Below are 15,037 nucleotides of genomic sequence, written 5' to 3'. Positions count from 1 at the left end.
CGTCTGAAGAAAATTGCTAAGGCGCGCACCACGGATTGCGGGCGCGCGCCTTCAGGCGGGCATCACTCTGCCTCGATACCCTTTTCCGCGTAGAAGGCGGCAGCGGCCGGGTGGTAGGGCAGGCCCGTGGCCCGCGCCATGCCCTCCGGCGTGAAGGTCGACCACAGGGGGCCTGTCTCATCCAGCGCCGCCTTGCCGTTGTAGAGCGCCTCGACCATGGCGGTCACGGCCTCATCCGGGGTCGCGGCACTGGCGAAGAGCAGGTAGGGATAGCCGAAGACGCGGGTTTCCCCCTCGACCCCCGGCAGGTCCCGCCCGGTGACATCGAACACCTTGGACCCCGGAAGGACCTCTGCCATTGCGGCCTCATCCCCTTCGCCGTCGAAGGAGAGGAAGACCACGTCCCCCGCGCTGGCCGCGATATCCATCACCGAGGCAGAGCCGAGCGTCGCGATCGACGTGTCGATGGACCCATCCTTGATGCTGCTGAACATTGCCGGGAAGTTCGCCGTGGGCACTTCGGTCACGTCGTCATAGGTCAGGCCCGCAGTCGCGAGAGAGGCGCGGATGATGTAATCCCCCAGGGAATTGTCCGGAAACCGGGGGATCTTGTGCCCCGCCAGATCCGCCATGCTTTCGATGCCCGCATCCTTCAGGACAAGCAGGCCGACTTCGAAATTCATGAGCGTTGCAACGACGTCGAGCTGATCATTCGCCTGACCTTCCGACATGCCGGTGCCGGATCTGGCAAAGGCGATCTGCGGATAGTTGGCCACGCCGAATTCCACGCGCCCCATGTTCACCATGGGGATGTACTGGGAGGTGTTGGCCGTTTCCTGCGGGATGACCCGCAGCGCACCCGACTGGGTCGCAACGCTGGCGATTGCGGTTGCCACCTGCGCCGTGGAACCGCCCTTGGTCGTACCCAGGGCCACCGTCTGCGCCATCGCGCCACCGGCCAGCCCGGCACAGATCGCGAGAGCACCTGCGAAACTCCTCATCATCTTCATCTTGCTTCCCTGTTTTTTCGATTCATTTTGTATACCGAATAGAAGGCACAGCGACGGCGGCGCGGCCAGATCTTTCCGGGAAAATTCACCTGTACGGAGCGAAAAACCATACCAATCCGTTGGGTTCGCACAGGATTTGCGCGCATATTTCCGTTACAAAACTGCATTTTTCGGCATTTTCGCGAGGCCGCCCACTTTTCCCAGATGGGGAAGGCACCGTGATCTTCCGTCCCGGTCGCGAAAAAATTACAGTGCACAATTATCCCTCCCCAATCACGGTATCCCGATGTGCTCCGCCCTGCCGCCCGCCACCTATTCCGCCCGCGCCCGCATCGGGATGATCGTCCCGCCGACCAACACGGTGAATGAGGTCGAATGGGCCCGCCTGCTGCCTGCGGGCGTCACGGCCCATGCCCACCGGATGCCCCTGCATGCGGACACCGAAAGCGTCGAAGGCGCGGCAGCCCTGCGCCGCGACCTGGAAGCGGCCATCGACATGCTGCGGCCGCTGGCGCCTGCGGTCATCGCCTATGCCTGCACTGCGGGATCCATGTCTTCGCCCTCCTCCGCGCTGCCCGACAGGCTGACGCAACAGGCGGGCCTGCCGGTGGTGACCACGGCGGATGCGATCATCGACGCGCTTCGGGTCCTGGGCGTGGCGCGGATCAGCGTTGCAACGCCCTACCATGCGGCCCTGAACGACCACGAAACGCGGTTCCTGGGGGACCATGGAATTGCCGTGGCCGGGATCCGCGGGCTGGGCCTGGGCGCGGCCGGCCCGCAGGACTACCCACTGATCGCCCGGACCCCGCTTGACCGGGTCGAAACCCATGTGCGCGGGGCCTTCGTGCCCGGCAGCGAGGCGCTGCTGATCTCCTGCACCGACTTTCCCAGCCTGCCCCTGATCCGCAAACTGGAGGCGGATCTGGGCGTGCCGGTGATCACTTCGAACACCGCGACCCTGCGGGCCTGCCTGCGCGCGGCGGGGATCGGCGATGACCTCCCCGCCGGCGGGCGTCTCTTCCAGGTCTGATCACCCCAGGATCGCGGCAATCATCGCACCTGCGACCGCCACGTCGGCATCGGGCGTGCCGCCCGAAACACCGACCGCCCCGATGGTGCGGCCATCTTCGGTCACCGGCACGCCGCCGGGGAACAGCACGAAGGGCTCCTCGCCACAGACCTCCAGCCCCCAGAAGGGCGCCCCGGGCTGGGCCAGGTCGGCCATGCCCGCGGTCGGCATATGCATGGCCGCCGCCGTGTAGGCCTTGCGCCGCGCCACGTCGCCCGTCCCGAAGGAGGCCCCGTCACAGCGCAGGAAACCCAGCATCCGCGCGCCTTCGTCCAGCACCACGAGCGAAGACGGCATGCCCAGCTCCGCCACCTTTGCCTGCCCCGCGACAAGGGCCTTCATCACGCTTTCCTGCGTCAGTTTCGTCATCCTGTCTCTCCTGTCTCAGGCGGCCATGGCATCGGGATCCAGCGCGGGCAGCGGCGCCCGCCCCAGGATCATGTCCGCGGCCTTTTCAGCGATCATCATCGTCGGGGCCGAGGTATTGGCTCCCGTCACGCAGGGCATGACCGAGGCATCGGCAATCCGAAGCCCCTCCATGCCGTGCAACTTCAGCTCCGCATCCACCACCGCATCGGCGCCGGTGCCCATGCGGGCCGTGCCCACGGGGTGGAAGACCGTCTCGGCACTGCCACGCACCCAGTCCTCCATCGCGGCTTCATCCGTCAGCATCGCCGGATCGTAGGACAGGTAATCCTTGCGCCGCGCATCAAGCGCGCCGGTCGTGGCGATCCTGTGTGCCAGGCGGATCCCGCCAAAGAAGGTTTCCATGTCGCGCGCCTCGCCAAAGCAGTTCGGGTCAATGCGCGGGGCGGCGCGGGCATCCGCGCTGTCGATCCAGATCCTGCCGCGGCTTTCGGGGCGCGTCGGGTAGAAGTGGATGATGTAGCCGTGCTGCCCCTGGCCCTTCTGGCTGGTTTCCAGGCTGAGCCCGGGCACGAAGGTCATGTGGATGTCCGGCTCCGACAGGCCTTCACGCGTGCGCAGGAACCCACCGACTTCGAGCGGGGCACAGGCCATGGGCCCCTTGCGGCGGAAGAGGGCATTGGCCAGCTGCATCGCGCCACGATCGGGGCGGAACAGGGAATAGAGGCTGACCGGGTCCTTGCAGGCATAGGTCATGTAGACGCCGATATGGTCGTGCAGGTTTTCCCCCACGCCGGGCAGGTCCTTCACCACCTCCACGCCCGCATCTTTCAGGACGGCCCCCGGGCCGATCCCCGACAGCATCAGGATCTGCGGCGTGTTGATCGTCCCGGCGGAGAGGATGACCTCCCGCCTTGCGGTAACCGACGTGGCGCCACCCTCGCCTTCCAGCTCGACCCCGGTCACGCGATTGCCACTGACCGAAAGTTTCTTCACCAGCGCGCCGGTGCGTATCGTCAGGTTCGGGCGATCCATGATCGGCCAGAGGAACGCGGTAGAGCTGCTTTCGCGCCGTCCGTCGCGGATGTTGAAATCGAACGGGCCCAGCCCTTCGGGCTCCGCCACGTTGGGATCGGGCATCCGCGCCATCCCGGCTTCCTGGCCCGCGGCAAGGAAGTCATCGTAAAGCGGGTTGAGGGCCGGCGCAGGCGAGACGCGCAACTCCCCCCCGACGTTGTGGAAGGGGCTGCCCGCACGTTCCGGGCAGTCCTCTCCGCGCAGGAAGTAGGGCAGCACCTCCGGGTAGGACCAGCCAGACAGGCCCTCCCTGGCAGACCAGTCATCATAGATCGCCCGGTTGCCGCGCATGTACATCATGCCGTTGATGGTCGAGGACCCGCCAAGCACCTTGCCGCGCGGCCACTTCAGGGTGCGCCCTTTCAGCCCGGCCTGCGGCTCGGTCTCGTAGCCCCAGTTCGACCGCTTGAACCAGTAGGCCCCGCCGGCCAGGATCGGGATGCGGAAGATCGGGTGCTTGTCCCCCGCGCCCGCCTCGATCAGCAGGACCTTGTTGGCCGGGTCTTCCGACAGCCGGTTCGCCAGCACGGCCCCGGCCGATCCGGCGCCGATGATGATGAAATCGAATTCGTCCATGGTAATCACCCTGTTGTTGTTTCCGGGGCCGTCTTTGCGGCCTCCGCTTCTGCCTTCCAGCAGCGCACCGTCTGCCCCGAGGGCAGGCGATCCAGCTGCTGCGGCGTGGCCCGGCAGGTGTCGTCCGCATGGGGGCAACGGCTGGCCAGGTAGCAGCCTTTGGGCAGGTCGATCGGGCTGGGGATTTCCCCCTGCAGGGCAGAGGCGACCGGATGGTCGACCCGCCGGTGGTCGGGATCGGGGAAAAGGTGCGCCTCCAGCAGGGCCTGCGAATAGGGATGGCGCGGTTCGGTGAAGACCTGCTGCACCGAGCCTTCCTCCACGATCTGACCGAGGTACATCACCGCCACCCGCTGACAGAGGTAGCGCACCGTCGTCAGGTCATGGGTGATGAACAGCAGCGCGATCCCCAGATCCTTCTGCAGCCGGCCCAGAAGCTCGATCAGGGCGTTGCGGGCGCGGGGCGCGAGGACCGAAGTCGGCTCATCCAGCACCAGGAACTCCGGTTCGCAGATCAGGGCGCGGGCGATGTTGATCCGCTGCAGGGTGCCGGCGCCCAGGCCGCGCGGCTTGCGCGACAGAAGCGAGACGGGCAGCCCCACCAGTTCCATCGCCCCCTCGGCGCGCTTGCGACGTTCGGCGCGCGGCATGTCTTCCAGCTGCCGCAGGGGTTCTTGCAGGATGTCACCGATGGTCCAGCGCGGGTTCACGCTGTCGAACGGGTCCTGGAAGACGAACTGGATGCGCGAGCGGAACTTGCGCATCGACCGCTGATCGAGAGAGCCGATGTCGATCCCGTCGAAGCGGATGATGCTTTCGGTCGGATCCAGCAGCCGGACAAGACAGCGCCCCACGGTGGTCTTGCCCGAGCCGCTTTCGCCGACCAGCCCGACCGCTTCGCCCGCCTTGATATCAATGCGGAAATCACCGACCGCATGCACCTTCTTGTCCGAATTGCGCACCGGGAATTCCATGCGCAACTTTTCAACGGCCAGGATACGGCGGGCGTCGTCCTTCACCTGTTCGGGATAGCGGTCGCCCTGCGCGTGATGCAGCCCCAGGATGTCTTTCGAATAGTCATGCTGGGGCGCGGCGAAGAAGCGCTTTACCGGCGCGTCTTCGACGATCTTTCCGTCGTGCAGCGCCAGCACCCGGTCGCAGTAGTTGGCGATGGCGCCAAGGTCCTGGCTGACCAGCAGAATGGCCGATCCGGTGTCCTGCACCGTCTGCCACATCTGATCCAGCAGCTGCGCCTGGATGGTCACGTCAAGGCCCGAGGTCGGCTCGTCCGCGATCAGCAGGCGCGGCCTGGCGGCCAGGGCCATGGCGATCATCGCGCGCTGCGCCATGCCGCCCGACAGCTCGTGCGCATAGGCGTTCACCCGACGCTCGGGATCGTTGATGCCCACCATCTTCAGCATCTCGATGGCCTTTTCGCGCCCCTCGGCCGGGGTGGCCTTCGTGTGGGCGCGATAGGCGTTCGAGATCTGCTCGCCGATGCGCAGCAGCGGGTTCAGCGCACCCCGCGGGTTCTGCACGATGGCAGAGATGTCGCTGCCGCGAAATGCGCGCAGCTGGTCCTCCGTCATCGCGGTCAGGTCCTGCCCGTCGAACTGCACCGAACCGTCCAGGATCTTGCCCGGGGCCTGCACCAGCCCCATGAGGGCCAGCGCCAGCGTAGACTTGCCCGAACCGGCGTCGCCGATCAGGCCCACGACCTCTCGCGGGCGGATCGACAGCGAGGCACCGTTGACCGGTTTCGAATAGGTCCCTCCCGCCGGATAGCCGACGATCAGGTCCTTCGCTTGCAGAAGCAGCTCACTCATAGCGGTTCTCCAGCGCGTTTCCGAGGACGGCAAAGCCGAAGACGGTGATCGAGATGGCGATGCCCGGGAAGACGGAGGGCCACCATTCACCAAGGATGATCTGGTTCGCCCCGGTGGAGATCGACAGCCCCCATTCCGGCGTCGGCGGCCGCACCCCCGCCCCCACGAAGGACAGGCCCGAGGTCAGCAGGATCGCCATGCCGATGGTGACAGAGGACTGGATCAGCGCGGGCGTCATCGAGTTGGGCAACACGTGGCGGAAGGCGATCGCCAGTTCCCGCGTGCCCATGGCGCGGGCGGCCTCGACATAGCCCGCAGCCTTCTTCTGCAGCACCTCGGCGCGGGTCAGGCGGATGTAGATCGGCGTATAGACCAGGGCCAGGGCGATGACGATATTGCCCATGGACCGGCCCGCCAGCGCCACCAGCACCATCGCGGAAATGAAGACCGGGAAGCTTTGCAGCACGTCCGAGACCCGCATCAGGATCTCTGTCGCCCAGTTGCGGAAGTAGCCCGCCAGCAGGCCCAGCACGGCGCCAAGCGCAAGCGAGACGAAGTTGGCCGCCAGCGCAATGGTCAGGTCGGTGCGCGGCGCGGCGATGACGCGGCTGAAGACGTCGTAGCCGGAACTGTCGGTGCCCATCCAGTGCGGCGGATGGTCCAGCGTGCCGGCAAGCGATCCGGCCAGAAGGCCCGGGATCTCCGACAGGGCGGGCGGCGCGACGGAGACGCGCGGGGTTGTCAGCGTGGGGTCGTAGGGCCCGACATAGGGCCCGAAGACCGCCAGGAAGATGACACCCGCGACGATGATCAGCCCGACGGCAAGCAGCCAGTTGAACCGTTTCTTCGGCGCGGCGAATTCGGGGTCGGCAATCTGGGTCAATAGACGATCCTCGGGTCGATCGCCGCCTGGATCAGGTCAAGCGCCAGGTAGATCACCAGCGAAACGGCAGCGATCACCAGCACCACGCCCTGGATGGCGGGATAGTCGAAGTTGAGCACCGAACGGATGGCGTATTGCCCGATGCCGTTCAGCGAGAAGACGTTTTCGATCAGTACCGCCCCCGACAACATGAAGCCGTAAAGGATGCCGATGATGGTCATCGAAGGCGCCATGGCCGCGCGCAGGGCGTAGCGGCCGATGCGCCTCTTCGGCAGCCCGATGGAGCGGCCGTAGAGGATGAAGTCGGACTGCAACGCCCGCATCATGTTCTGGCGCACCATCTTGATGATCGGCCCCGACACGACGAAGGCCAGGCACAGCACCGGAAGCGCCAGGTGGCTCAGCGCTTCGCCCAACACGTCGAAGCGGCCGCGCAATATGGCATCGATCAGCAGGAACCCGGTAATCGGCTCCGGCTGGCTGGTCAGGGGCGACAGCAGGCCAAGGGGCGCGGGCGCGATCCCCCACTGGAAGAAGCACAGGTAGATCAGCAACAGGCCCCACCAGAATTCCGGCTGGCTGCCCGCGAAGAGGGAGTAGACGAAGACGCCCTTGTCGGCGCCTCCGCCCGGGTTCAGCGCGCCCGCCATGCCGATGGGCACGGCCAGCACGAAGGCCAGCACGAAGGCCAGCGTCACCAGCTGCAGGGTGACCGGCAGGAACTGGGCGATCTCGCCCAGGATCGGTTCCCCCGTCACCCAGGAGGTGCCAAGCGACGCCTGCGCGAGCCCCGGCTCCACCTCGGGCCTGAACCCGAGGTAGATCGAAAGCTGGCTCAGCAAGGGCCGGTCCAGCCCCAGCTGATGTTCCGCCTGGGCATATGCCTCCTGGCTGGCATTCATGCCCACGAGACGTGCCACCGGATCGGCAGGCAGCAGGCGGATGATGAAGAAGACGGCGATGGTCAGGGCCAGCAGCTGGATCAGACCGACGCCAAGCCGCCTGGAGACATATTTCAGCATGATCGCGCCCTTACTCGACCGAGAAGTCGAAATAGCGCGGCGCGTTGTCCGCGTACCAGGACTGCCCCTTCAGCGCGGCGGAATGCGCCCACTGGGTCTTGTATTCGACCACCGGAAGCCAGGCGATATCCTTGCCGATCTGCTCCTGGATCTGGGCGACCATGGCGTCACGCTTCTCCATGTCGGGTTCGACGCGGGCGGCGGCCCAGGTTTCATCCACGACGTCGGAAGAGTAGTTGACCATGTTGTTCAGCCCGCCCTTGTCGGGAGAGACGAAGAACAGCTGGATCGCATAGCCCGCATCCACGGCAACCGGTTTTTCCTGGTCGTTGATGGCAAAGCCCAGGTCGCGCTTGACCAGCTGGCGGTCGCCGTATTGCGACAGCGGGATCGGATCGAGCGTCACCGGAATGCCGACGCCGCGCAGCGCCGTCTGGATGATGTTGACGATCGGGCCAAGGGTGCTTTCCTTCTCGGCCACGTAGGTCAGCTGGAAGGCATCCGCGAAGGCATCGAGGCCCTCACCGTTCGGGTAGCCGGCTTCCGCCAGCAGTTCCTTGGCCTTTTCCGGATCATAGGTGAAGTCGGTCGCATCGACATAGCCCGGGTAGGACGAAGGCACGACGCCGTTCCACTGGCTGGCCTGGCCGAAATAGCCGTTGGCGATGATCTGGTCATAGGGCACGGCATAGGCGATGGCTTCGCGCAGCTTCGGATTGTCGAAGGGTTCGACATCGAAGTTCATGTGCAGGAAGGTCGCTTCGTTGCCGGACACGCCCGACACCGAGACGGCGGGGTTCTTGCGCAGGCTGTCGTATTCGCGCGGCGTCAGGCCGGAGGCATATTGCGCCTGGCCACTCATCAGCACCACCGCCCGGTTGGAGCTTTGCGGCACGCGCTGAACGGTGACCTTCTTGATCTCGGGCGCGCCCAGGTAATAGTCCTCGTTCGCGGTGTAGGAGATCTTCTCGTTCTTCGACCATTCGTCGATGCAATAGGCACCGAAGCTGGCGGCAGAGGTCGTGTTGCCCCAGTCATGGCTCCAGGGATCCTCGGCGGTGGCGTGGGCCTCCATGGTCTCCTTGTCGAAGATCAGCAGGCCGAAGGCGGCCAGCACCGGCAGGAACAGGGCGTTGGGTTCGGACTGGCGGATCTGCACGGTGTAGTCGTCGATCTTCACGACCGTGTCGCCCAGTTCCTTGGCGGCGGGATCTTCCCCGAAGACGGAGGAATCGAAGCCCGCGATGGACCCGACGTTGGACAGGAACCAGCCGATCGGCGCCGCACCCGAGACCGACTTGGCGCGGGCAAAGGTATAGAGCACGTCATCGGCATCGAAGGTCGCGCCGCCGCAGCCCTTCACGCCCTGGCGCAGGTGGAACGTCCAGGTCAGGGTCGCTTCGTCGTAGTCCCAGCTTTCGGCCAGGCGCCCTTCGAAGGTGTCGAAGTCGGGCAGTTGCACGCCCTCTTCGTTGACCTCACCCTTGGCGTAGAAGACCAGCGGTTCCATGGTGTTGACCATGGCCTGCTGGGCAGCCGGCACGGCGGCCGAGGGCCCGTCGTAGTCAAGGCCCGCAGGCACGTCCTCGGCCAGCATCAGGATCTGCTGCGCGCTGCCCATGGCAGGCAACAGGGCGCAGAAAGCCGTCGCGGCCAGAAGCCGCGTTCCTTCTCTTTTGGAAATCATTCTTTTTCTCCTGTTGGAACTTTGTTTTTCTTCTTTTGGCTTCGCCCGGGTCGTTATCCGGACGTGGCAAGCAGCAGGGGCACAAGCCCCGCCGCGTCCTCCAGCGTGTCGAGCCGCCCCACGGCTTCGATCACGCGGGAGGCATTCTGTTCGGGCAGCCGCGCCGCGTGGCGCCAGCAGGCCCGGAATTTCTCCAGGTTCGCTTCCTCGGTCAGGGGCTTGTCGGGATGGCCGTAGGCCGCCGGGATCGTCACCGCATGCTGGGTGCCGTCGGTCAGCGTGACCTCAAGGCCCTGCGGATACATCGCGTTGGGATCGGGATTTCCGTCCTCCTCCAGCGTGACCCGCGCCGCCAGCGCATGGATCTGCGGATCGTTCAGCGTGTCCCGATCCAGGAAATGCTGGATCTCCACCCCGCCCCGCACCAGCGCCAGCGCCGACACGAAAGGCAGGCAGAGCTTGGCGTAATTCGCTTCCGGCTCCGGCACGTCGGGACGCCCCATCAGCCTGTAGACCAGCGGCGGTTCCGACAGCCTGACCGCCGCCACATCCGCCGCAGCGAAACCATGCTCCGCCATCAGCTCCTGCAGGGCCCCGACGGTGCCATGGGTCAGCCGGCCCGAGGGGAAGGGCTTGTGCGCCATCCTCTCCATCTGGAACCCGGCCAGCAGGGCGGCCTGCGCCGCCTCCAGGTCGTATTCGGCCTCGACGATGCGGAAATATCCGTGCGGACCAAGGAAGGCATGGTCCGGCGCCCGGATCCCCGCCTTCACCAGGTCGACGGAAACAAGCGCGGCCCGGGCGTTGTAGCCGATCTGCAGCCCCAGCTGGGGGGAGCCTTCGACATGGGCCTGCATCGTGCCGCAAAGCTGACCGTACTGGTGGCCAAGCGCCTGGCGCAGCCCGGCCTTGTCGAACCCTTCCAGCCGCGCGATCGCCGCTGCCGCGCCCATGCCGCCCGCCGTCGCCGGCCGGAAGAAACGCAGCGCCTGACGAGAGGCAAGGCCGAGGAAGATCGCCAGGTCGATCCCCAGGACGACGGCCGCCATCAGGTCGCGCCCGGACACCGGGCGTCCCTCGGCGCTGCGGCGTTCCACATGGGCCATGACCGCCGACACCATCGTCGCCATCGGGTGCATGACCGCCTCGTCCACCAGGCAGTCGAATTCAAGGCTGTGGATCTGGTAGCCGTTCAGGAAGGCCGCCGTGGGCGCCGGTACCTTTTCGCCGCTGACCCAGACGGTCGCGGCATCCCCCGCGCCCCAGCTGCGCGTCATCTCGATGATCTGCGACAGGCCGGTGCCGTGGCAGCCGGCAACCCCCACCCCCAGCGTGTCCAGCATGAAGGTGCGCGTGCGTGCCAGCGTTGCCTCCGGCAGCGCCTCGAAAGGCGTCTCGGCCACGCGGGTCAGCAGCCAGTCGATGATGGCCTCTTCCTTATCCATTCACGCTCTCCCTTTTCAGAAGTCCGCCCAGGGTTTCCGCGGCGGCACACAGGCTTGCCTCGGACCAGCGGCGGCCGATCAGCTGCACCGAGGCGGGCAGCCCCTCTTCCATCGGCACCGGGGTCACCACCGCCGGACAGCCGGAGAAGTTGGCCAGGCAGGTGAAATCGGCCTGGTTCGCAGGTACCTCCGCGCCAAAGCGGAAGGCGCGTTGCGGCGCCGTCGGCAGCAGGAGGAAATGGTGGCGCGACAGGGCACGGTGCACCATCGCCCCGGCGGAGCGGATCCGCTCCAGCGCCTCTGTCAGCTTCGTCGCCGGAAGACGCGCGCCGTAGTCCAGCATGGCGCGGAAGTCCGGGCTCAACCGGCTTTCGGGGTCGGCCAGTTCCGCCGCGAAAATCCGTGCACCCTCCGCCTCGATCAGCTGCAGCCCGCCCCGGCGGAACCGGCCCGGCTCCCACTCCGGCAGCGGCCCGCGATCCACCAGCGCGCCCGCTTCTTCCAGCGCGGCGATGGCCCGTTCCAACCCCTCAAGCACGGCCGGTTCGCAGCCGAAGTCCACCAGGTTTTCGGGACACAGCACGATGGCGCCCGCAAGGGGCCGCTTTTCCTCGCACCAGCCGAAGGGGGGTGACAGGCGCAGCGCATCCGTGCCGCCGCTGGCCATGGCATGCACGGCAGGCAGCAGCAGCGCCGGATCCGCGCTGAGCGGGCCGATGGCATCCAGCTGCGGGCACAGGAAGGCCAGCCCGTCACGCGGCACCAGGCCATCCGTGGGCTTCAGGCCATAGACCCCGCAATAGGCCGCCGGGATCCGGACGGACCCCATGGTGTCGGTGCCAAGCGCCATGTCCACCAGCCCGGCTGCCACCGCCGCCCCGGATCCACCGCTGGAGCCCCCGGGGGTGTACCCTTCGGCCAGCGGATTGGCGCAGCGGCCGTGGAAGGGGTTGTCATTGGTCGCCCCCAGGGCGCCTTCGTGCATGTTCAGCGTGCCCAGCACCACGGCGCCTGCCGCCCGCAGCTTCGCCACCGCGTGGGAATCCGCGTCGGCGATCCGATCCATCCAGACACCGGTGCCCGCGCTATGCGGCACCCCCGCGATCGCCAGGTTGTCCTTGACCGCGATCAGCGCCCCGTCGAGCAGCCCCAGGGACGTTCCCGCGGCGCGGCGTTCATCCGCCGCACGGGCCTCGGCCCGGGCCGTTTCCGCGCAGGTCGACACGAAGATGTGGCTTTCGCCATTCTCCGCCGCGATCCGCGCCAGCGCCGCCTCCGTCCGGGACAGGACCGTATCGGGCGCCTTGCTCATGCCTCGGCACCCTCGGCCTTGCGCTTGACCAGGCGGATGGGCTTCTGCCGGCTTTCCAGCTGCGTCACTTCCGCCGTGGCCCCCGGCGCGCAAAGGCTGACATCCATCGCCACGCCCAGGCGGGCGCGCAGCAGGCTCGTCATCGCCTCGGTCAGCGCCGCGTCCTGGCTCGTGGCCTCGACATGCACGACCATCTCCTCGCGCCCCTCGGACTGGACCACCTCGCAGTAGTATTCGCCGTTGGTCTCCTCGAAACCGGTGGACAGGATCGCGCCGATGCCCTGCGGGTAGATGTTGATGCCCCGCAGCTTGACCATGTTGTCGGACCGCCCCAGGAAGCCTTCCGTCTGGCGGAAAGGCAGGTCCAGCGGATTGTCCCCCGGGATCACACGGGTCACATCATGGGTGTTGAAGCGGATGATCGGGAAGACATCGGTGGTGTAAAGGCAGGTGCAGACCAGGTCGCCCAGCTCCCCCGGTGCCACGGGCGCGTGGGTGTCCACGTCCAGCAGCTCGACATATTGGGCGTCTTCCATGATGTGCTGACCGGTGCGATCGGCACCCTGTCCGGTGATGGCACCGGTGTCGCCCACGCCGTACCAGTCGAAGACCTTCGCCCCGCCCCAGAGCGCGCCCAGCCCCTCCGCGGTTTCGGAGCCCAGGTGACCGGAGATCATCCGCACAGGGATATCGCGGCCCGGCTCCAGCCCGGCCTCCTGCGCCACGGTGGCGAGCTTTCGGATGTAGTCGCCGAAGCCCACGATGGCGGTGACCTGGAAGTCGCGCATCAGCTCCACCTGCTTGGCGGAGCGGGTCTCGATCCCCGTGCCCGCCGACAGGAACTGTGCGCCAACCCAGTGGCTGACGGCCTCGCGGATGTAGTGCCCGCCGTTGACGGTGCCGTGGCCATAGACCGAATGCACCACGTCGCGGTTTGTCAGCCCCTGCATCTGGTAGAGACGGCCCAGAAGGATGTTCTGCACCTCGCGGGTCATCGGCCCGTAAAGCAGCGGCTGCGGGCGCCCCGTGGTGCCCGACGTCGTCTGGAAGACCAGCGGCGGGCGCGCCTCGGGGGCGTAGGTGCCGAACAGGTTGAAATCCCCCAGCGGCGGATAGGCCTCGACCGATTCCATCAGGTCGTCCTTGGAATAGGTCGGCAGTTTCGCGATGTCGGCCAGCCCGTCGATGTCCCCGGGTTCGATCCCCTCGGCCCCCCAGAGCCGCTGGTAGAACGGCACCTTCCAGCCAGCGGTCAGCAGTTCGCGGAACCGCGCATCCTGGATCGCGAAAAGCTCGTCCCGGCTCATCCCGGTGTAGCGGTCGGTGAAGGCCTGACCGACAGGATAGCGATCGCGCAGCTGGGCAAGGTCGAGGGCGGCGAAATAGTCCATGTCGTGGTCCTTAAAGCTCGGCAAAGGTGGCATTGAGTTGGGAAAGGCTGCGCGACCAGGGCAGCGACAGCGTGGCGTCGATGATCCGGCTCAGCGCCGGGTCGGACACGCCGGCATACTGGCCCAGCATGCAGAACTTGCGGATGATCCCATCCTGATCCAGCGGCCGTTCGGGATCGCCCCAGGCATCGCGCACGGGGAAATCGCGGCTGCTGCCGTCGGTCAGAACGACCCGCGCGCTGGCGCCGTAATGGTTGGGATAGGCTGCGGAAATCGCGGCATCCTCGACCACGCTCACCCGGTCGCGCAGGGCGACAAGCTCCCGGTCGGCAAAGCTTTCGACGGCGAAATCGCACATCTCCGGCAGCTCCCGCGACAGGGCGACGGCGGCGGTGTGCTGCAGGCTGAACTTGGCGTCGTTCTCCGTCACCGGCTGGGGCCGGTTGCAGAACCGCATGGCGTCCTTGTAGACCGACAGCTGGATCGAGGCGACATCGCCCGGACGGATCCCCGCTTCCCGCGCCATGCGCAGGGCATCAAGCGAAGGATGCGTGTGCCGGCAGCTCGGCCAGGGCTTGAAGGAGGTGTCGTGGATCAGCCAGGGCTCCTCCGGCTGCGCCAGCACGAAGTCCTTGTCCGCATCCGGTGCAAGCCCTTCGAAGAAGCCGTCCTTGCCTTCCAGCACGTAGGTGCTTCCGGAAAAGCCGCCATCGGCCAGGGTGGCCGCGCGCAGCCCCGAAGAGGCCGCCAGCGCATTGTGCCACTGCTTGGTCATCACCTGTTCATGGATGCAGCGCCAGATCCCCCCGGCAGTCGCCCCGGCATTGCCAAGCGCCCAGGCGAAGCGATCTTTTTCAAGGCCAAGCGCACGGGCCACGCCGGCGGCGGCGCCGAAGGTCCCGCAGGTCGCGGTGGCATGGAAGTGACGATAATGGGCCGGCCCGGCGGAGCGCCCGATCCGGATGGTCGCCTCGTACCCGCAAATGATGCTTTCCAGCAGCAGGCGCGGGGACAGGTGGTGGATCTCTGCGGCGGCAAGGGCGGCCGGGATCACGATGGGCCCGGGATGCAGGATCGAGGAGCGGTGGATGTCGTCCATCTCCAGGATGTTGCCCAGCCCCCCGTTGATGAAGGCCGCCCCATCCGCCGACAGGCCGGCGTTGTGCCCGATCACGATGCAGGGGCCCTGCCCGTAGACGGGGCCCACGGTGCGCAGCTTCTGGCCTACCTCGGTCGCGGATCCGCCGATGGCGCAGCCGATCCAGTCCAGCAGGTGCAGCGGGGCGCGTTCCATCGTGGCGGCGGGAATTTCCCGCTGCATCAGGTCGAACAGGCCCTGGGTGAGAGATTGTTTCGCGGTCACGGTCATA

The 15,037-nt window shown here is 66.7% G+C and carries 12 protein-coding genes; 1 reads left to right on the top strand and 11 read right to left on the bottom strand.

Going from position 1 to position 15,037, the window contains the following annotated elements; genetic code table 11:
- Positions 1-62 precede the first annotated feature (62 nt).
- Positions 63-1,010 (bottom strand): TAXI family TRAP transporter solute-binding subunit, encoded by a 948-nt coding sequence (locus tag AC2IR1_RS04340; RefSeq protein WP_486475054.1) that lies wholly within the window; start codon positions 1,008-1,010, stop codon positions 63-65.
- Between the two features lie 286 nt (positions 1,011-1,296).
- On the opposite strand from AC2IR1_RS04340, the gene AC2IR1_RS04335 reads away from it, so the two are divergent.
- Positions 1,297-2,043, top strand: coding sequence for a maleate cis-trans isomerase family protein (locus tag AC2IR1_RS04335; RefSeq protein WP_486475053.1), 747 nt, complete (start codon positions 1,297-1,299; stop codon positions 2,041-2,043).
- Here AC2IR1_RS04335 and AC2IR1_RS04330 read toward each other — a convergent pair whose 3' ends face one another.
- The 10 genes from AC2IR1_RS04330 to AC2IR1_RS04285 are packed head-to-tail and all read right to left on the bottom strand — an operon-like array spanning position 2,044 to position 15,030.
- The gene (locus AC2IR1_RS04330) at positions 2,044-2,451 is read right to left on the bottom strand and encodes a GlcG/HbpS family heme-binding protein (protein WP_486475052.1); all 408 of its coding nucleotides are present in this window, start codon (positions 2,449-2,451) and stop codon (positions 2,044-2,046) included. It lies immediately after the preceding gene.
- 15 nt (positions 2,452-2,466) lie between these two features.
- Positions 2,467-4,101: a GMC family oxidoreductase gene (locus tag AC2IR1_RS04325; RefSeq protein WP_486475051.1), complete on the bottom strand. Its 1,635-nt coding sequence runs from the start codon at positions 4,099-4,101 to the stop codon at positions 2,467-2,469.
- Positions 4,102-4,106: 5 nt separating this feature from the next.
- Positions 4,107-5,927 carry a dipeptide ABC transporter ATP-binding protein gene (locus AC2IR1_RS04320; protein WP_486475050.1) on the bottom strand — a complete coding sequence of 607 codons (1,821 nt, stop codon included), beginning with the start codon at positions 5,925-5,927 and terminating at the stop codon, positions 4,107-4,109.
- Entirely contained in the window at positions 5,920-6,810 is an 891-nt protein-coding gene (locus AC2IR1_RS04315; protein ID WP_486475049.1) for an ABC transporter permease, read from the bottom strand. The genes AC2IR1_RS04320 and AC2IR1_RS04315 overlap by 8 nt, the downstream gene beginning before the upstream one ends.
- Complete coding sequence (locus AC2IR1_RS04310) at positions 6,807-7,832, bottom strand: ABC transporter permease (RefSeq protein ID WP_486475048.1); 1,026 nt, start codon at positions 7,830-7,832, stop codon at positions 6,807-6,809. The genes AC2IR1_RS04315 and AC2IR1_RS04310 overlap by 4 nt, the downstream gene beginning before the upstream one ends.
- A gap of 10 nt (positions 7,833-7,842) precedes the next feature.
- Positions 7,843-9,519: an ABC transporter substrate-binding protein gene (locus AC2IR1_RS04305; RefSeq protein WP_486475047.1), complete on the bottom strand. Its 1,677-nt coding sequence runs from the start codon at positions 9,517-9,519 to the stop codon at positions 7,843-7,845.
- Positions 9,520-9,572: 53 nt separating this feature from the next.
- Positions 9,573-10,964, bottom strand: a complete 1,392-nt coding sequence (locus AC2IR1_RS04300; protein ID WP_486475046.1) for an MmgE/PrpD family protein — start codon at positions 10,962-10,964, stop codon at positions 9,573-9,575.
- Positions 10,957-12,276 (bottom strand): amidase, encoded by a 1,320-nt coding sequence (locus AC2IR1_RS04295; protein ID WP_486475045.1) that lies wholly within the window; start codon positions 12,274-12,276, stop codon positions 10,957-10,959. The genes AC2IR1_RS04300 and AC2IR1_RS04295 overlap by 8 nt, the downstream gene beginning before the upstream one ends.
- On the bottom strand, positions 12,273-13,667 hold the full coding sequence (locus tag AC2IR1_RS04290) for a phenylacetate--CoA ligase family protein (protein WP_486475044.1): 1,395 nt from the start codon (positions 13,665-13,667) through the stop codon (positions 12,273-12,275). The genes AC2IR1_RS04295 and AC2IR1_RS04290 overlap by 4 nt, the downstream gene beginning before the upstream one ends.
- Before the next feature lie 10 nt (positions 13,668-13,677).
- The gene (locus AC2IR1_RS04285; RefSeq protein ID WP_486475043.1) at positions 13,678-15,030 is read right to left on the bottom strand and encodes an MmgE/PrpD family protein; all 1,353 of its coding nucleotides are present in this window, start codon (positions 15,028-15,030) and stop codon (positions 13,678-13,680) included.
- Between the last annotated feature and the right edge of the window lie 7 nt (positions 15,031-15,037).

It is taken from the genome of Pseudooceanicola sp. NS-SX8 (assembly GCF_057380755.1).
The sequence above is the reverse complement of the archived record's forward strand: the minus strand, read 5'-3'. Positions and strand labels throughout refer to the sequence as shown.